General features: G+C 39.5%; 18 protein-coding genes and 1 pseudogene. 16 read left to right on the forward strand and 3 right to left on the reverse strand.

Annotated elements, in window-relative coordinates; translation table 11 throughout:
- Nucleotides 1–11 precede the first annotated feature (11 nt).
- The 10 genes and pseudogenes from V8V91_RS15030 (at nucleotide 12) to V8V91_RS15075 (ending at nucleotide 9,106) form a co-directional block, all read left to right on the forward strand.
- A pseudogene (locus V8V91_RS15030) lies at nucleotides 12–1,270 on the forward strand (arylsulfatase).
- On the forward strand, nucleotides 1,264–1,971 hold the full coding sequence (locus V8V91_RS15035) for a hypothetical protein (RefSeq protein ID WP_373395909.1): 708 nt from the start codon (nucleotides 1,264–1,266) through the stop codon (nucleotides 1,969–1,971). The pseudogene V8V91_RS15030 and the gene V8V91_RS15035 overlap by 7 nt, the downstream one beginning before the upstream one ends.
- A gap of 74 nt (nucleotides 1,972–2,045) precedes the next feature.
- A complete protein-coding gene (locus V8V91_RS15040) occupies nucleotides 2,046–2,198 on the forward strand; it encodes a hypothetical protein (protein WP_373395910.1) in 153 nt (50 codons plus the stop codon).
- Nucleotides 2,199–2,247: 49 nt separating this feature from the next.
- Entirely contained in the window at nucleotides 2,248–3,681 is a 1,434-nt protein-coding gene (locus V8V91_RS15045) for a DUF1214 domain-containing protein (RefSeq protein WP_373395911.1), read from the forward strand.
- A 195-nt stretch (nucleotides 3,682–3,876) separates the two neighbouring features.
- On the forward strand, nucleotides 3,877–4,062 hold the full coding sequence (locus tag V8V91_RS15050) for a hypothetical protein (protein ID WP_373395912.1): 186 nt from the start codon (nucleotides 3,877–3,879) through the stop codon (nucleotides 4,060–4,062).
- 172 nt (nucleotides 4,063–4,234) lie between these two features.
- Nucleotides 4,235–5,278 (forward strand): adenylate/guanylate cyclase domain-containing protein, encoded by a 1,044-nt coding sequence (locus V8V91_RS15055; RefSeq protein WP_373395914.1) that lies wholly within the window; start codon nucleotides 4,235–4,237, stop codon nucleotides 5,276–5,278.
- Nucleotides 5,279–5,597: 319 nt separating this feature from the next.
- Nucleotides 5,598–6,308 (forward strand): energy transducer TonB, encoded by a 711-nt coding sequence (locus tag V8V91_RS15060; RefSeq protein ID WP_373395915.1) that lies wholly within the window; start codon nucleotides 5,598–5,600, stop codon nucleotides 6,306–6,308.
- A 201-nt stretch (nucleotides 6,309–6,509) separates the two neighbouring features.
- The gene (locus tag V8V91_RS15065) at nucleotides 6,510–6,971 is read left to right on the forward strand and encodes a (2Fe-2S)-binding protein (RefSeq protein WP_373395916.1); all 462 of its coding nucleotides are present in this window, start codon (nucleotides 6,510–6,512) and stop codon (nucleotides 6,969–6,971) included.
- A gap of 3 nt (nucleotides 6,972–6,974) precedes the next feature.
- On the forward strand, nucleotides 6,975–7,148 hold the full coding sequence (locus V8V91_RS15070) for a hypothetical protein (protein ID WP_373395917.1): 174 nt from the start codon (nucleotides 6,975–6,977) through the stop codon (nucleotides 7,146–7,148).
- 20 nt (nucleotides 7,149–7,168) lie between these two features.
- On the forward strand, nucleotides 7,169–9,106 hold the full coding sequence (locus V8V91_RS15075) for a molybdopterin cofactor-binding domain-containing protein (RefSeq protein WP_373400706.1): 1,938 nt from the start codon (nucleotides 7,169–7,171) through the stop codon (nucleotides 9,104–9,106).
- Nucleotides 9,107–9,206: 100 nt separating this feature from the next.
- On the opposite strand, the gene V8V91_RS15080 is transcribed toward V8V91_RS15075, so the two are convergent.
- From V8V91_RS15080 to V8V91_RS15090, 3 genes are all read right to left on the reverse strand, one after another.
- Complete coding sequence (locus tag V8V91_RS15080; protein WP_373395919.1) at nucleotides 9,207–9,422, reverse strand: hypothetical protein; 216 nt, start codon at nucleotides 9,420–9,422, stop codon at nucleotides 9,207–9,209.
- Between the two features lie 304 nt (nucleotides 9,423–9,726).
- Entirely contained in the window at nucleotides 9,727–9,915 is a 189-nt protein-coding gene (locus V8V91_RS15085; protein WP_373395921.1) for a twin-arginine translocation signal domain-containing protein, read from the reverse strand.
- A gap of 287 nt (nucleotides 9,916–10,202) precedes the next feature.
- Entirely contained in the window at nucleotides 10,203–11,096 is an 894-nt protein-coding gene (locus V8V91_RS15090) for a LysR family transcriptional regulator (RefSeq protein WP_373395923.1), read from the reverse strand.
- A gap of 143 nt (nucleotides 11,097–11,239) precedes the next feature.
- Between V8V91_RS15090 and V8V91_RS15095 the strand changes: the two genes are divergently transcribed.
- The 6 genes from V8V91_RS15095 (at nucleotide 11,240) to V8V91_RS15120 (ending at nucleotide 18,718) form a co-directional block, all read left to right on the forward strand.
- Nucleotides 11,240–11,491, forward strand: a complete 252-nt coding sequence (locus tag V8V91_RS15095; RefSeq protein ID WP_373395925.1) for a hypothetical protein — start codon at nucleotides 11,240–11,242, stop codon at nucleotides 11,489–11,491.
- A gap of 14 nt (nucleotides 11,492–11,505) precedes the next feature.
- Complete coding sequence (locus V8V91_RS15100; RefSeq protein ID WP_373395927.1) at nucleotides 11,506–11,907, forward strand: hypothetical protein; 402 nt, start codon at nucleotides 11,506–11,508, stop codon at nucleotides 11,905–11,907.
- Nucleotides 11,908–11,939: 32 nt separating this feature from the next.
- On the forward strand, nucleotides 11,940–13,169 hold the full coding sequence (locus V8V91_RS15105) for a proton-conducting transporter membrane subunit (protein ID WP_373395928.1): 1,230 nt from the start codon (nucleotides 11,940–11,942) through the stop codon (nucleotides 13,167–13,169).
- A gap of 63 nt (nucleotides 13,170–13,232) precedes the next feature.
- Nucleotides 13,233–15,719 carry a YbcC family protein gene (locus V8V91_RS15110; protein ID WP_373395930.1) on the forward strand — a complete coding sequence of 829 codons (2,487 nt, stop codon included), beginning with the start codon at nucleotides 13,233–13,235 and terminating at the stop codon, nucleotides 15,717–15,719.
- A 441-nt stretch (nucleotides 15,720–16,160) separates the two neighbouring features.
- Nucleotides 16,161–17,156: a phytanoyl-CoA dioxygenase gene (locus V8V91_RS15115; RefSeq protein ID WP_373395931.1), complete on the forward strand. Its 996-nt coding sequence runs from the start codon at nucleotides 16,161–16,163 to the stop codon at nucleotides 17,154–17,156.
- A gap of 395 nt (nucleotides 17,157–17,551) precedes the next feature.
- Nucleotides 17,552–18,718 carry a D-arabinono-1,4-lactone oxidase gene (locus tag V8V91_RS15120; RefSeq protein WP_373400707.1) on the forward strand — a complete coding sequence of 389 codons (1,167 nt, stop codon included), beginning with the start codon at nucleotides 17,552–17,554 and terminating at the stop codon, nucleotides 18,716–18,718.
- Nucleotides 18,719–18,747: the final 29 nt, after the last annotated feature.

Raw genomic sequence — 18,747 nt, forward strand, 5'->3', positions numbered from 1 at the left:
TTATCATATTAATTGATGATGTAGGTCCAGCTCAGTCAAATACGTTTGGAGGGGAAATCAATACTCCAACAATGGACAAGATCGCTGGACAGGGGATTACCTACAATCGATTCCACACCACTGCCATGTGTTCTCCTACTCGTGCTGCCTTATTGACAGGAAGAAATCACCACATGGTTGGAGCAGGTCAAATTGCAGAACTAGCTAATGATTGGGATGGCTATTCGGGAGTTCAACCTAAAACCAGCGCAATGCTTCCGGAAGTTCTTAAAGCGTATGGATATCACACCGGCGCTTGGGGTAAATGGCATAATACTCCAGCCCAATATACAACTGCTGCAGGTCCTTTTGATTTTTGGCCCACTGGATATGGATTTGAATATTTCTATGGATTTTTGGCTGGCGAAGCTTCTCAATATGAGCCAAATATGGTTCGTAATACTTCCATTGTACACCCTAATGAACCAAAAGATGGAAAACCCTATCATTTGACAGAAGATATCGCTGATGATGCAATTGAATGGCTACAGGACCATAAAGCATTTTCTCCAGATAAACCCTTTTTATGTATTGGGCTCCAGGTGCAGTCCATGGTCCTCACCATGTTGCCAAAGAATGGGCTGACAAGTACAAAGGAAAATTTGACGATGGTTGGGATGCCTATAGAGAACGAGTATTTGCCAATGCAAAGGCCAAAGGATGGATTCCTCAGGATGCTCAACTCACTCCTAGACCAGCCACTTTGCCTGCATGGGAGGATATACCAGAAAGCGAGAAGCCTTTTCAAAGGAGGTTGATGGAAGTATTTGCTGGTTTTGTAGAGCATACCGATGTACAAGTAGGTAAAGTTATCGATGAAGTGGATCGCTTAGGTTATGGTGACAACACCCTCATCTTTTATATATGGGGAGATAATGGAGCTTCTGCAGAAGGTCAGGCGGGAACCATCAGTGAATTGTTGGCTCAAAATGGAATTCCTACCACCATTGAACAACATATTAATGCATTGAATCAATTAGGTGGGTTGGATGTCTTGGGAAGTCCTAAAACTGACAACATGTACCATGGAGGTTGGGCATGGGCTGGTAGCACACCTTACCAATCGACCAAATTGATTGCCGCCCATTTTGGAGGTACCAGAAATCCAATGGCCATTCGCTGGCCTAAGATTATCAAGCCAGATTCAGAACCCCACACGCAATTTCATCATGTAAATGACATAGTCCCTACCATTTATGATGTCTTAAATATTACTCCCCTAAGGTGGTAAATGGATTCCCACAAGATCCTATCCAAGGTGTAAGTATGTTGTACAGCTTCGAAAATGGCCAAGCTAAAGGCGAAAAACATATCCAATATTTTGAAATCATGGGTAGTCGGGGAGTTTATCATGATGGATGGTTTGCTAGTGCTAAGGGACCAAGGGAACCTTGGGTACCAGGATTACCTAAAGGAATGTTTAATGAAAATGAAGAATTAATCTGGAACCCTAATGAAGACGAGTGGGAGCTTTATAATTTGGAGAAAGATTGGACACAAGCCAATGATCTATCAGATGAAATGCCTATGAAACTCCGAGAAATGCAGGATCTATTTTTGACAGAATTTGCCCAAAATAAGGGGCTACCAGTAGGGGGTGGAATATTCGTTCCTATGGTTCGCCCAGATTTAAGAATTACTCCTCCATATACTGAATGGACTTTTTCAGGAAATATGACAAGAATGCCCGAGTTTGCAGCTCCTGCATTAGGCAATAAAGAAAATATTGTCACTATCACCACCACTATTCCTGCCAATGCATCTGGAGTAATTTATTCATTGGGGGATTTTCTGCTGGTCTCAGTTTGTATATGGAAAAAGGAATTCTCTCTTACGAATACAACCTTTTTGAAATCAACCGGACGCATATTAAATCAAAAAACAAGATATCTGCCGGGAATAAAAAAATCGAAGTCATCACTAAATATGTAGAAAAAAGGGCAGCAGGACCTTTAGAAGTATCCATTTATGTAGATGGAAAGGAAGTTGCCAAAGGGATAGTCCCAGTGAGTGCTCCTTTAGGCTTTACCGCTAACGATTGTTTGGATATTGGTATAGACCTGGGTTCTCCTGTGTCCATCGATTATTATGATGCGGCACCTTTCCAATTTAATGGACAAATAGATGAGGTACTGGTAAAATATACTGGTTTAAACTAACCGAATTACAAAAGCCTCCATAAGATTAAACATGCTAAAAATCGAAACAATGAAAACTAAAATTTCTGTCCTACTGTGTTTGGTACTTAGCATTTTTCTTGCAGCCTGCGCTAAGCAGACTGAAAAAACAGGGGAATTGAAAGTCGACGAACAAGGCTATGTAATGCTCACAGACGCTGAGGTTGAAAACTTGGTCAAACGTTCCTACCAGTATGTCGCCATGTACAATGTCAATAACAAATTTGCATTGGCAGATGCGGGAATGACTACAAAAGGCTATAACAAAGGGCTTAAAAATACCCAATTATTAGACCACACCGTCAAAGCAATTGCAAGGCCCAATAATGATGTGATGTATCAAATGGCCATGTTGGACTTACGGAAAGATGCCGCTGTATTTGAATTTCCTGCCATGGAATCGAAGTATGTCTCCTTGATGGCCACTGCCTATGATCACTATGTGAATGTTCCCCTCACTACTACTGAAGGTGATTTTAAAGAACCGACCACTATTCTTTTCTATACGCAGCGAACAGAAAATTATGACGGATCTCCTGTAGAAGGCGTGGACGAAATCTTCGAAATGACTGGAGATTTTATCTCATTAGTACTTAGAGTCATGCCTCATGCTAATGAACCAGAAAAGTTTCAAAGGATGGTAGATCAAATTAATCAGATCAAAGGCATGACGCTATCCCAGTTTCAAGGCCAATCAAAACTTCCGGAAGAACCCATTGAATTCCCCGATTATGGAGCCACAGATGCAGATGTATTCGAACATAACTTATTGGAGGTAATGCAATTCATCTTCAACCATACCACATTCGATACCACCAAGATCTTGGATAAGGCTGTTTTAGCTGCCTACCAACCCTTAGGCATAGAACCAGGAAAAACCTATGATCCAGAAACAGCTTACAAGATAGATAGAAAGCGTTTTCGGGAAAAATCCATCCAAATCAAAGAGGAGTTTTTGGCTAAAATGAATAATCCAGAAGAAAGTAAAAGTCTATTACCAAAGTTGTTTCAGTTGAAAGGAAATATGACTCTAGAATCCATGGTATTGCAATCTGTTGTAGGGCCTATAGGCCTTCCACTCAAAGAGGCAGTATATCCTCCTGTGGTATCATCAGATGGAGCTCCAATGAATGCCATGAATGATTATGTCATTGAAATGTCAAAAGAGGAAATCCCTCCTGCCACTGCTTTTTGGTCCCTAACTCTCTATGATACTGAAAATGGATTTTTCATTCCTAATGACCACAAGAAATACAGTGTAGGAGAAAACTCAGGCATGCAATTGAATCCAGATGGAGGCATCAAAATTTACATTTCCGAGAAAAAACCAGACGATATCCCCATGGACAATTGGCTTCCTATCAATAGAATTGACCAGAATATTGATGTCATATTAAGGGTTTATGCACCGGATCTTGAAAAATATACAACCTGGACTCCCCCAAAAGCTGTAAAGATCAAATAAAACCCAAAAAAATTTTCTGATAATACCCGTAGTATTCCTTTATTTAAAAATGAAAGCTACCATTACTTCCATTGAATTAAGAGGTCCACTTCAATTTTTTGTTTTATCCTCCAAAGCTTTTAGCATCATCCGAAAATTGAAAAGTACGGACTGCAAAAGCTTTAAGAAAAAGGATATTGGACCAAACATTATACCATGACCCTATGGAATAATGAGGAGGAGTTAAAATCCTTTGCGAGTAGTGGACCTCATCTTCAAGCCATGAAAACCAGCAGTAGAATAGCAAAAGAAATCCGAACTATCACCATTGATGCCGAAACACTTCCTTCTTGGGCAGAGGCAATGGAATTGCTAAAACAGGCAAATACCATCCATTATTAAGGCCCATTTCTCAACTTTCCTTCTATCTCCTGCTTCAGTGAAGCAATACTCATGATTTGCCAATCAGCTAATTTTCAGTAATTTGATGGACAGGCTTTCTAATTTTTTTAACTATTAAAATTTCTTTATCAGCCTTTTGAATTAGACAGAAGTTTTTAAAAAATCCTACTACATGAATTTCCAGAACAAACGCAGATTTCAAATCCTGAAGCAATACATCATTGGTTGGACTATAGGGTTTATATTCTTAAGTATTGTTCGTGGAGAAGGTACCACAGAGTTAGGTTCAGTTAAGATGGATTTATGGGAAGCTATTTCCGCCTCTTTATTCATGGGACCTATTTTTGGTAGTATTTCAGCCATTGGCCAGATCATAACAGAGGAGATAGGATACCGTCAGATCTCATTATTAAAACTGACATTACTTCGAATTTTATTTGATATTTTATTTTTAGCATCCATTGTTATACTAGCTTATTTCATTTTCGCCGGTAGCATTAGCCTTCTTCAATTTGCCTTTGAACCAGGTAGTTTCGCAATCTATTTTTATATCCTCAGTGTAGATATTTTTATGTATGCCATACGACTCACAAATCTGTTTCTTGGAGGCAGTAATTTTTGGGATCTTTTTCGTGGAAAATTTTATACACCTCGCGAAGAGGAGCGAATATTTATGTTTCTCGACCTTCAAGCCTCTACTAGTCATGCTGAAAGATTAGGCCATATTAACTATAGCAAGATGATTCAGGATTGCTTTATAGACCTAGGTGTTGTGCTTGAAAATGATGCAGAAATCTATCAATATGTAGGGGATGAAGCCATTTTGACTTGGAAACTTCGAGATGGAATAAAAGAACAAAACTGTCTGAATGCCTATTTTAATTTCAAAAAGCAATTGATAAAAAGGAAAGATTATTACCAAAAAAATTATGATTGCCTTCCCCATTTTAAAGCCGGTATGAACGCTGGTATCGTCACAGTGGCTGAGGTAGGTAAATACAAAAAAGAAATTGCTTACCATGGAGATACGATCAACACCGCGGCAAGGATCCAAGGAAAATGCAACGAGCTCAATCAGGAGTTTTTGATTTCAGAAAGATTAAAAAATGAATGGATAGATACATATTATGATTTTTCACCCTTAGGCAGCATCGAACTCAAAGGAAAAGAAAGCCAAACTCAACTTTACGGCATTCATTTACCAAAAAGTAAGTAACCCTTTATCAAGATTTGGGAATCAAAGCTCCTTGACTGCATTCTCAATTTTTTCAATTTCCAGAAGCCACAGTTCATATAATAGTTTCCCTTATTCTAATATAGAATTGAACATATACTAAATAATATTCAATTGCTAATTAATTTATTTTAATAATATATAAACAGATATTATTAATATAAAATCTATTGTATAACTAAATTTTTTAAATATTATGGAACAATTCATCTATTATATTTGTAATAATAGTAAGAGTGAAAACAAAAATCACTTGAATTATATATTATTTTACATTAAAAGAAAGAATAAGGAGTAAGAAATGAAATTTACATATAGTAAGAAAAATAAAAATTATACTAACATACTAATAATTATAGGAGCATTGTTATTAAGTCTTTTTGTACTTCCTGCAAATGCGCAGGTGGAGAGAGCTTTAACGATGGAAGAAATGGAGCACATGCAGGATCAAGACATGGAATTCATGAAGCAGCTCCATAAGATCACGAAAAATTACCCAGCCTTCTCCTATGAATACACAATGAATGACGGAAAAATATCTGATGTCATCGTTACAGGAGTTGACTCAGACATGGATAGAAAAAGATTGGAGGTAATCTTATTTGATCTCCAAACCAACAGAAATATGCTGAAAAATAAAGCAAACAGAGTTGGAGTATTTTACTCTGTTGATGATCCTGCAGATTTTAAAGGGGACTTGACCAGAACTGTAGTAAATAATCTGAAATACCCCGAAGATGCAAAAGATTGGGGAGTGGAAGGTACCATATTTGTTAAATTTGTAGTAGATGAAAATGGAGAAATTCCATTTGCCACCACTGCCAGCAACATTGAAACCTCTGTAGATATTTATTTAGAAGACCTTCAAAATCAGGCTGTGGAAGCTGTAGAAGCTACTTCTGGAGAATGGGAACCAGCTACAGTAGAAGGAGTTCAAGTATCTTCTCTTGAAGTGTTACCTATCACTTTTGATTTCCAGAAAAACCCAACATTACCTGCAGTCATGAAATAATATCATGATCCCTAATTATGAAAAGCAACTGGTAATTACCTGATTGCTTGAAGAGACCAGATGAAAATTTCATCTGGTTTTTTTAATATATGAGTGCAAAGAAATTTTGGACTAGAAAGATTTTACTGTCTTTAAATTACAGAAACCACCCATTGACAAATGGCTTAATTTCAGTAATTTGAAGGATAACCATTTTACATTATGCCATCTTATAAACTATCGGTCAATGATCAAAATCATACCGTGGAAGTAGACAAAGGCACCTCATTATTGTGGGTGTTGAGAGAACATTTGGGTTTGACAGGAACTAAATATGGATGTGGAATAGCCCAATGCGGTGCTTGTACCATTCATGTAGACAATACCCCAATGAAAGCTTGTGTACTTTCTGTGGAAGACTTTTCCAACGGAGAAAAGATCAAAACCATCGAAGGATTATCCGAAAAGGGGGATCATCCTCTCCAAAAAGCTTGGGTGGAGGTTCAGGCCCCCCAATGTGGCTATTGTCATTCTGGACAGATCATGCAGGCTGCGGCACTCTTAGAAAGTAATCCCAGCCCCTCAACAGAGGAAATCAAAGCACATATGAATGGCAATATTTGTAGATGTGGAACCTATCTGAGGATAATCAAAGCCATCCAATTAGCCGCCCAAAGCCAATAAGCCATGTCCCATAAATCATCTAAAACTGGAAATTTGAATCGAAGAGAATTCTTGAAATCATCGAGTGGAATTGTCTTATTTATCGGAGCATCGGGCATTTTTCCAGCTTTGGTTTCCTGTACAGATACCAAAAAATCCAAGAGCAATTTGAAAAACATGCCATTACTGCATGGGTAAAGATTTCAGAAGATGGACAGATTTTAATCTATAATCCAGCTTCGGAAATGGGGCAGGGATCTATGACCTCTTTACCCTTGATATTTGCAGAAGAAATGGATGCAGATTGGTCCAAGGTACATGTAGAATTCTCTCCACAAGAAAGTGATATTTACGGCTCTCCAGGTTGGGCTCCGGGCAGTAAATTAATGTTTACAGTAGGCAGTAGAACTACCAATAGCTATTTCAATGTGATGCGAAAGGCGGGGGCCCAAGCCCGGTCAATTTTACTTTTCACTGCTGCACAGCATTGGAAAGTACCGGTAGAAGGGCTTAGCACTAGCAATAGCCTAATCACCCATAAAAGCTCCGGGAAAAAGATAAGTTATGCAGAGTTGATCCCGTTCCTAACTGAGATGGAAACGCTACCAGATGTGTCTGAAGTAGCATTGAAAGATGCAGCCAATTTTCAGTTAATCGGAACAGATATTCCCAGAACTGAGATCCCATCCAAAATTGATGGCACTGCCCAATTTGCGATTGATGTTCGCCTCCCAAATATGCTTTATGGAGTACTGGAAAGAGGAAATCTTCATGGAGCCAAACCCACTTTACTTAATGAGTCTGAAATTTTGGGATTGGAAGGGATAGTCAAAATCGTACCTTTCGATTATGCCATAGGAATCATTGCAACAAAGCTAGAACAAGCCTTAAAGGCAAAAAGTCAGCTCAAAATCGATTGGAGTACCTCGAATGCTTCAGGCTTCAAATCAGAAGAAATTTACAGGGAATACGAAAAGATCGCCAACCAAAATCAATCGGGGGAAGTCATCACCAATGAAGGTAATGTAAACCAAGCGTTTCGGAATGCTTCCAAAGTTTATCAAGCCGATTTTAAAAACGATTATGTCTATCATGCCCAACTAGAACCCTTAAATGCGGTCATTCAGGTTACTGAAGATCTTCAGAAAGCCGAAGTTTGGGTAGGCAGTCAACAAGGGACCGATACTAAACTTGGCGTTCCCGGAGTGTTGGGAATTCCTCCTGAAAATGTCAACGTTCATTTACAATATCTGGGAGGCGGCTTTGGCAGAAGAAGCCTCAGTGATTTTGTGGTAGAATGTGCTGTATTGGCTAAGGAAGTAGCTCCAAAACCAGTGAAATTGATCTGGACACGTGAAGATGACTTGCGTTATGGAACATACCGACCCATGTCCCTTCAACGAATCAAAGCATGTGTAGACTCTTCGGGAACTATCCAGGCCTTTTCTCACACGGTAGTGGGAGACGGTGGAAATCTGGTGGCCAGTGGCATCCGAAATGATCACTATGCCATTCCGAATCAGTTTGCCGATTGGAGATCCACTTCCCATGGGATTCGATTAAAACATTGGCGCTCAGTAGGACATGGTCCAAATAAATTTGCCATTGAATCCATGATGGATCAAATTGCCTATGACCAAAAAATGGATCCTGTTGCTCTAAGAAGAAAGTTGATGGTCAACTCTCCTAGGGCATTGGCCACCTTGGAGAAAGCCGTAGAAATTTCCAACTGGGAAGAACCATCTCCTGAGGGGTATGCAAAAGGGGTTTCATTCGTGGAACACGGATCTTTGGGTACAGGAGTAGTGGAGATTTCATTAAATAGGGAAACCGGTGAAATCAAAGTACATCGAGTCTGGATCGCATTAGACGCTGGAACCATCATACAGCCTGATAATGTCAAAGCGCAAATGGAAGGTGGGATTATTATGGGGGTTAGCAGTGCCTTGAAAGAGCGAATTTCTATAGTAAATGGTCAAGTTCAGCAACGCAATTTCAATGATTATTCTTTGTTGAGAATGCAAGATGCCCCTGAGAGTATTGAAACGGTATTAATTCCGTCCGGAGAAACTCCTCAAGGAGTGGGAGAAACAGCTACACCGATGGTAGCTGGGGCCATTGCCAATGCTTTTTACATCTTACAGGCAAACATTTAAGGCATATGCCTTTCACCCCAGAACGGGTCCTAGAGGCTTTGAATTCATAAAAAATATAAAACACCTTCTGACGATTTTTTACTTCAGAAGGTGTTTTGTTTTAACCTAAGCTTGAATCGATATAGGCAATTTTATTCTCTGCCAATCGACCTAATGCCCAAACTCCTGAAGGGGCAGTTAGAATCCCAGGAAGAGTTCCTGATACAAAATCCTGATACACCTCCTCTTGTTTCAAGCCCATCTTCTGGGCCACAAACATGGCATTTACTTTTCTAGCCATATCACAAACACAGAAAACTGCACCCTGATCCTGCAATCCTTTGATCCCAGCAAGACCCGGAAGTGGAAAAACCCCATCCTCTGGGATATAGTAAGGATTTTTTACTGCAGGTTGCTTGGTAACTGGGTCATTATACCCAAAAATTCTCCCAGCTTATACTTGGAAATCGTCTCATCATTCAAGGCGAATATCATCCCGTGATGACGAAGTACATTAAAAACACCAAGCTGTTCGCCTGGGGTACCAGTCTCTGCATTAGTCATATAATACACATTGGACCAAATGAATCCCCATGGATTGGCTTGAGAGATATCATAGGAAACCGGATGCTTCTTCTTCCCTATTTTTTGATTTCCTCATCCAGTTCCGCTCCACCAGCACCCATATTGCTCATGGTAAATCCGGATGAAGCAACTTTGTTGATTTTAGCCTGAAGGCTGTTTGGAAGTAAACTAAGACCAGAGGCAACCGCCCCTGTGGCAACTAACCCTATGAAATTTCTTCTTGATTGTTTGATATCCTCTTTCATAATAAAATGTGGTTTATGATTTAAATTGATTAAAAAGCAGAATTGAGGATGGGGACTTCTGATACTTAAAACAATCCGCTTCCTTGCCCTATACCATTTCAGGAAGCTGGTTTCCCATTACCTCTTCAATTGTGAGGAATAATGATGAGTCAAAGTTGCGAAGAGCAAAAAAAGGATACTACACCCAAAAAGGTGATTTTAAAAAATCACACAATAGTGTGAGATGGTTCTAGGATTGATTGCTCCAGATAATGTTAGACAAAAAAATATAAATGACATTTTGAGGATTAATGACTTAAATACCAACTGAAGCTATTTTCCTGGATATGCTTCTTTTCAGAACGGATAAATTCTAGAAATGCCTGACTTATGGGAGAAAGTTTTTTGCCTTTGAGCCAAATCAAACGCCATTCTGTTTTGATAGGTAAATCCACAGATTCAAGTATAAATAATTCTTGGTTTTCCAATTCATTATGTATCCCAATCATGGGCATGATGGAATAACCCAATCCTGCAATCACTGCTTGTTTTACTGCCTCATTGGAAGTCAACTCCATTCTTTTTCTCTGTTTTCCTTGGTGCTCCTCAAAATATTTCTCCATAGCCGATCGGGTAGCAGACCCCTCTTCTCTATAAATCAAGGGCTTTTTCTCATCTCTAAAATCTTGATTTCCAATAAGATAAAGCCTATTTTCTATCAATAGTTCTTCTTCTACAGGTAGCTTTTCAGGAACAACCGACACCAAGGCAAAATCGGTTTCATTATTTTTTAGGCTCTCTATCACACGACTTTTATTGGTCACATCCAAAACCAAATCAATGCCTGTATGCAATTCCATAAATCCTGATAGAAAGTATGGAATGACATACTTCCCGGTTGAAGCAGAGGAAATGCTTAGTCGTCCTGTCAAAATCCCTTGATAGGCTTGTGTTTTATAGGTGATATTATCCAACTCTTGAATCACCCGCTCCGCAACCTGAGCGATTTCCCTCCCAAAATCTGTAATGTACAACTGGCGGCCAATGACTTCAGTCAAAGGGATTTCAAATTGATCCTGAAGATTTTTTAACTGGATAGAGACTGCTGGTTGAGTCATGAATAGCTCCTCAGAGGCCTTAGTAATACTCCTTGTCTGTACTACTTTTAAAAAGATCTGTAATTGATGTATCGTATAATTCATAAATTTTGTTTATGTATATTATAATAAATATAAATAAAAATTTATAAATAAGATTTCCAAACTTTGTATCGAAAACTAAAAACAAGAAGTATGATACAAACAGAATTAACGGAAAAAAACCAGTTGAACTTCAAGAGTATGACTTGATCAAAGGAGATTTTTCTCCGGAGGATGCCTCAGAAATGATTTATCATATGATCTCCAAGAAGATAAATTTCCACGAACACAGAAATTTTAGTAGCGAGATCAGGTTTGGAGAAGTGGATCAGCATTCAGTCGAACGTATCCAACAATTAAAAGCCAGCTTATCCTCGTTTAATGCAGTAATCAATGAAGCAAAAGAGCAGGGTAGAAACCTGAGAATTTCCTCCACGATTTCTGTAGAACTGATTTAATCAATCGATTAGCTATGCTTCAAAACCTACCTATATCTCTCACCTTAGTTTCTCCTGTTGTCTTTATTTTGACAGCAATAGTTTCTTGGTTCCAACCGGGAATTCGACCATTTTTTCTTAAAAAGTTGGCAACGGCTGCTTCTATCATAAGTATTTCCATCGCCGCTTTAAGCGGTTTTTTTGTAGCCAAATACTCCTTGTTGGAATCTCCATTTTATGGAATAGCAGATTTGGGTTTCAGTATTAGACTGGATGCCTTGAGTGTAATTATGCTGAATATGATTGCCTTATTAGGATTTATTGTGATCAGATTTAGCTTGAATTACTTAGATGGTGATTCCCGACATGGAACATTCATCGGAAGACTGGCAGCAGCCATCGCTTCTGTTCAGCTTTTGGTCCTTTCGGAAACCTAGGAATATTATTTATTGCTTGGGTACTCACTAGTATGTCTCTTCATAGATTACTAGTATTTTACAAGGAAAGACCTGGTGCTATCATTGCTGCACGCAAAAAATTCATTGTGGCACGACTCGGAGATGTCAGCCTTTTGGCAGCAGTAATTATCCTGTATTCAAAATTTGGGACTGGAAATTTGGAAGTACTTTTCCAAACAATAAAAAGCAATCTGGCTACAGGAATCTCCATGCCAGGAATCGAGGTGGTTGCAGTACTACTAGCATTGGCTGCTATCTTGAAATCTGCTCAATTCCCTACCCACGGTTGGTTGATAGAAGTGATGGAAACCCCTACTCCTGTATCTGCACTTTTGCATGCAGGGCTACTTAATGCAGGGCCATTTCTGATTATTAGAATGGCCTTTGTAATGGATGCAAGTACTTACGCATCGGGAATCCTAATCGGAATTGGAGGGTTTACCGCGCTTTTTGCATCGGTAGTTTTCCTTACTCAAACATCTGTCAAAACAGCTTTGGGATATTCAAGTGTGGCACACATGGGATTTAGCCTGATGACTTGTGGTTTGGGAGTATATCCTGCCGCTATGCTTCACTTGGTTTCACATTCCTTCTATAAAGCCCATTCCTTCCTATCCTCAGGAAGTGTAATCGAGGTAATCAGAGCTTCAAATGTTATTAACTCCAAACGATTTGGTAGTCCAATAAGAATATTGATGGGTGCCCTTCTAGCTTTGGGCTTATATTCAGGGTTCGCCATGCTTTGGGGCATAGACCCAGAAAAAGAGCTATCCTTACTCGCCATTGGAGGAATCATCATCTTGGGGCTGACCCGACTCTTTACATCCGCATTAGATTCTAATGGAGGAAAGAAGCTGATCCTAAGAGCCATTGCATTATCAATCCTGGTCACATTATCCTTCTTCACCCTTGAATCAGGTGCGCACTTCCTGCTTTCATCTCAGGTTCCAGAATTGACTCAGCCCAATTTGTTTGAAAGCATCTTATTAGGCATCATGTTAATTGCCTTTGGAATTACAGTGTTCATTCAAATCATTGCCCCTACACTATCCTCCAATCCTACCTACTTGGCACTGGCGGTTCATATTAGAAATGGGCTATATATCAATACCATATTTGACAGAATGGTGAGATCGCTGTATACGCACAAACCTCTTCAGCATCCGGTTTTGATTTCAAGAACAGTCAAACAAAAATCCCGACAAGAGGAAACTTTGGAAAAAACTCTTGCAGAAGCTTAATCCAAGTTTAGAAATATTCAACCCGCTAAATGTCATCAAATGAGCCATCTCAAAACCTCTACCATGAATACACTTGAAAATTTGGATCAGGATTTTATAATCCTGATGAAATCCATGAAAACAGCAGGAAAGAAAATCGCACCTGTCTGGCCGTTGGAGAATTTTGTAGCAGTAAACCCCTACCTCGGATTTACTGAAAGGAGATTTGAGCAGGTAGCGCATGAATTGGCTACAGCGGGAGACATTCAAATGACTCTTCCCAGCTCTTTCTACCTCAAAAAAATCGAGGAAGGAAGTTTGAAAAAGGAGGACATTCTTCAGGTTTTGAAGCAAAGAAAAAGCAAACTAGGATATAAGGAGTTTATTCAATCAGTAGAAAAAAACAAGGATTCCGATGAATCCATGATTTATGTCTCTACAGTGGCAGACTTAGCTACTCAAATCACTCAAAAGGACTGGAACCGCTTCGTCACCTCCAGAATATCTCAATGGGCAGCCTCCTATTTCGACAAGGGACAGGCGATCTGGATTGCGGCGGATCAACAGGAAAGTATTTTCAAAGCTTGGAAAACGGAAGCCCAATTTGATAAAACTCCTGAGCTGAGTGGTTTAAAGGATTTTAGAAAAATCATCCAATCTTTTCCTGACCATCCGATCCAAGCTGCTCAAAAAGCAATTGAATTACTTGGAATACCAGTTGATCAAACCTCATTTTACTTTCATAGACTACTCCTGAAACAAGGAGGATGGGCAGCTCATGTTGCTAGATTAGATTGGGATAATCAATTAGCAGGAGGAAAAGACGGAATGATGGAGGAATTTCTTGCTGTACTGATTTGCTGGGAAGCAGGTCTGTTGAAAAGTCTTCAAGGTTTTGAAATCATGCCTTCGTGGGAAGATTTAAAAGATCAATGGATCAGAAGTGAAGCAGACTTGGAAGTCAACCAGCAGCTCACCGAAAATCTGATTCTTCAAGAAGCATTTGATTTGGCTACTCAACGTAAGCTGATAGAGAAATTTAAAAATATTCAAGGCGAAAATAAAACAAAGAAAAAGCAGCCCAAGGCACAGGCAGTATTTTGCATCGATGTAAGATCAGAAGTCTTCCGAAGAAACTTGGAATTAGTAGATCAGTCGATCGAAACCCTGGGATTTGCTGGATTTTTCGGATTCCCGATCAACTACATCCCCCTAGGACATCAAAGTGGAGAAGCCCAATGTCCGGTATTATTGAAAACAGGGCCTACAATTGAGGAAAAACTTCCGGATCCTGAAAGCCATGAGAAAGCAGTTAAAGAACGTATTTTGTCTCATCAACTTGGAAATGTTTGGAAAACTTTCAAATCAGGAGCGGTTACCTGCTTCAGCTTTGTAAGTCCCATGGGTATCTCTTACCTACCCAAAATCTTCACAGATTCCTTCCGGTGGACAAGACCGGTTCCCCATCCAGATAAACATGGAATTTCCTCCAACATTTTAAAGGGCAAAACCGTCCAATTGGAACCTCATTACCATGAAGCAGACACGGCAGGGATTCCACTTGATCAACAAATTCAGATGGCCAAAAACGCCCTAAAAGCCATGTCGCTGACGGATGATTTTGGAAAGTTTGTCCTAATTGTGGGACATGGTTCAAGTACCGTCAACAACCCTCATGCCACAGGATATGATTGTGGGGCCTGCGGAGGACATACAGGCGAGGCCAATGCCAAAGTAGCAGCAGCCGTGTTAAACAACCGGGAAGTCAGAACCGGATTGCTTCAAGAAAACATTTTCATCCCTGTTCAGACCATCTTCTTGGCCTGTTTACATGACACCACTACTGACGAGGTGACCATTTTCAATGAACAGCAGGTTCCTTCCGAAAGAGCACAAGAATTGGAAGAACTGAATAATTCCCTGAAAAATGCCGGGAAAGCTTCCAGAACAGAACGAGCACTTCGAATGTCAAGTCAAAAGAATTCAAGTGTAGAAAAGATGATTTTTGCAAAAAGCAAGGATTGGTCAGAAACCCGACCCGAATGGGGATTGGCTGGCTGCTCCACATTTGTGGTTGCCAACCGGGAGAAAACAAGAAATCTAGACTTAGAAGGAAAATCTTTCCTACATTCTTATGATTGGAAAAAAGATCAAGGCTTCTCCATCCTCGAGTTGATTATGACTGCTCCTATGGTTGTGACGAGTTGGATCAACCTCCAATATTATGGATCAACTGTGGACAACAAGCACCATGGGTCTGGGAACAAAACCTTGCACAATGTCACAGCTGGACTGGGGGTTATAGAAGGATTCTCCGGAGATTTAAGAGTAGGGCTTCCTTTACAAGCAGTTCATGATGGAGAGAATTATCAACATGAGCCCAATCGATTACAGGTGATTATTCATGCGCCACTTGAGGCTATCAATGGGATTTTGGAAAAGCACCCCACTGTAAAAAATCTATGCGATAATGAATGGATATTTCTAATGGCCATGGATGAGGAAGGCAACATTTCCGATAGGTACAAAGGGAACCTGAAATGGGAAAGCTTAACCCAACATGTAGCCTAAACTTCTTATGAGGCTGTCTCAAAAGCCGATTATTTTGTCAAACAGAGCATTAAACATTCTACGTACATACAAAAAGTAAATAACAGGTATTTGTTTTGAGACCAATAAAGTGGTCCCCTTGAGCACTTGAGAGACGATAGTCTCGAAATCGAAGGGTCCTCGACTCCGCTCGGACTGACTTACTTTTGGTGTCTTTAAATCAATCTGTCATTGGTATCACTGGAGTGACGAAAATAGCGTATCTCGAAGGTGTAATGCAGCGAATTAAAATAGATTTCGACCCTGTACAATTACCAGGGTGCTCGATGTGATAAAAAGTATTTATGAGACAGCCTCATTGTTTTTTCTCCCTTATCCTCGAGTTTATTAGAGTGCTCTAAGTTTTTGGTTTATCTTGAGTATTTTCAAATAACTTTTCACAAAGATGAACCATCCTAATAGATGCCAGATCACCCTGCTATTACATTAATTCAACAATTCAGCTCTTCATTACAAAACGGTGAGATAGAGTCACTTCAGGCCGAACGATTAATTAATGAAATCCACAGTCATTTTTCCAAGCTGACTGATATTTCTGGCTTTGACTTGAAGGTTGAATATTTAGCCGCCATCCCAACTTCAAAAGGAAAAGCGCTTGGTCTTAATCATGCTGCTCAATGCCTATTGGATTACCGTCGAACGGTGAAATTTGTCAAGGCTATTTTACAGGCCATCAAAGAAAGGCAAGCGCTACACCCAGAAGTAGCAATTCAGGTCTTTTATGCTGGATGCGGTCCATATGCTCCCTTTTTAACCTTAATAGCTCCACTTTTTTCTTCAGATGAGATTCAATTCACCCTCCTAGAGATCAATAAAAACTCCCTCAACTCAGCCAATAAATTAATCCAATCTTTAGGTTTATCAGACTTTTTAAAGACGGCTTTTCTCGAAGATGCAGTAACTGTTCAAGTTCATGATCCAGGCCAATACCATATTCTAATCAGTGAAACACTGGATGCCTTGCTATACCGGGAATGTTATGTTCCAATTTTGAATAATCTACTGCCACAATTTGATTCAGACGTGACTTTGATTCCGGAAAATGTGACCATTCATCTCAGCTTGCGAAAAAACTCCGACACGCAAAACCCCAAAGAGGAAGAAATCAGCACAATTTTTAATGTTCGGGAAACCCTATCCAACTTATCAAAAGAAAAATTTTCCAGCGCTTTTTTACCAGATGTGGTCATCCCGATTTCTACAATTGAAATCCAGCCCAATCATCGATTTATCCTTGATACTATTGTCCACATCTATAAGGACATTGCTCTTTTGAGAAATGAATCCTCGCTTACTTTACCCATTGAACTTCCTGTAGAGTGTGCAGCTAATACTCAATCATTGATTTTCAATTACTATTTGGAGCCTGAAGTTGAATTGAAATATAGAGTTCAATGATATTTATCAGAACGTATCTGACAGTTTGTATAGGCCAATTTTAGAATTCATAAGGAAAAAAGATTTGATTTCGGAACCTAATTGGTTTTTCAGTTTTTGAACTTAAACCTTCAGTCCTGTCACTGAATCAATAAATTATTGGGTATATCCCTGAAAAAGAGTCCTTCAAAATTCTTTATCTTACTGAAAATAAGGAATATGAAAAGGAAAGAATTTATCAAAACATCATCAGTACTTTTTGCTGGGAGTCTACTTTCCCCTACTTAGCATGTACTCCCCAAAATACAACGAAAGAAGACCTGCAAGAAATCATTAGGAAAAACTGGGCTGGAAATTATACCTACCAAGCAAAAAACCTATATGAGCCCACTTCGGTAGAAGAACTACAAAATCTAATTAAGTCTTTAAACAAGCAAAAAGCCTTAGGATCCAGACATTGTTTTAATAACATTGCAGACAGCCCGGAAAATCAAATCTCCACCAGAAACTTAAATCAAATTGTCTCACTGGATGAACAAAACAAGACCCTCACAGTAGAGGCAGGGGCTCGCTATGGGGATTTTTCTGAAGAACTCTATCAAAAAGGATACGCCTTACATAATCTAGCCTCCTTGCCCCATATTACTGTAGCCGGTGCATGTGCTACGGCAACTCATGGCTCTGGTGTAAATAATGGAAATTTAGCGACCTCGGTAGAAGCAATAGAATTAATCAAGCCGACAGGTGAACTGGTTAAAATTAATCGAGATCACCCAGATTTTCCCGCTGTGGTAGTAGGCTTAGGAGCTTTTGGTATTATCAGTAAAGTTACATTAGCAATCCAGGATGCCTTTGACGTGAGACAAGATGTTTTCCAGGATTTACCACTCTCTTCTGTGGAAAATAACTTTGATGAAATCATGTCCAGTGGTTATAGTGTCAGCTTGTTTACAGACTGGATGGATAATAAGGTTAGCGAAGTCTGGGTCAAAAGAAGAATGGACAACGATCCACAAGAGTTGGGAGATGATTTTTATGGAGCAAAAGCAGCTACTAAAAACCTGCATCCCATCGTAGAACTATCAGCAGAAGCTTGTTCAGAGCAAATGGGAGTTCCCGGTCCTTGGTACGATAGACTCCCTCATTTTAAAATGGGATTCACCCCAAGTGCAGGAGAAGAATTGCAATCTGAATATTTTATTCCAAGAGAACATGCAGTATCGGCAATCATGGCAGTAGAAAAACTGAAAGAGGAAATTAACCCTTACTTAATGATTACTGAAATTAGAACCATCGCCGCAGACAACTTTTGGATGAGCCCATGCTATCAACAAGATTCAATCGCCATTCATTTTACCTGGAAACCAAAAACCAAGGAAGTAATGGAAACCTTGCCAAAAATTGAAGAGGTACTGGCTCCATTCGGAGTTAAGCCACACTGGGGCAAATTATTCACGATTTCTCCAGCTCTACTTCATGTATTGTATGAGAAATTTCCTGAATTCCTGGCCTTGGCCAATAGTTATGACCCTGATGGCAAGTTTCGAAATAGTTATCTGGATTTAAATATTTATAAAATGTAACGGCTAACTCAATCAATTTAAAGTTTTGC

Origin of the sequence: Algoriphagus halophilus (assembly GCF_041729275.1) — a bacterium.
Taxonomy (GTDB): domain Bacteria; phylum Bacteroidota; class Bacteroidia; order Cytophagales; family Cyclobacteriaceae; genus Algoriphagus; species Algoriphagus halophilus_A.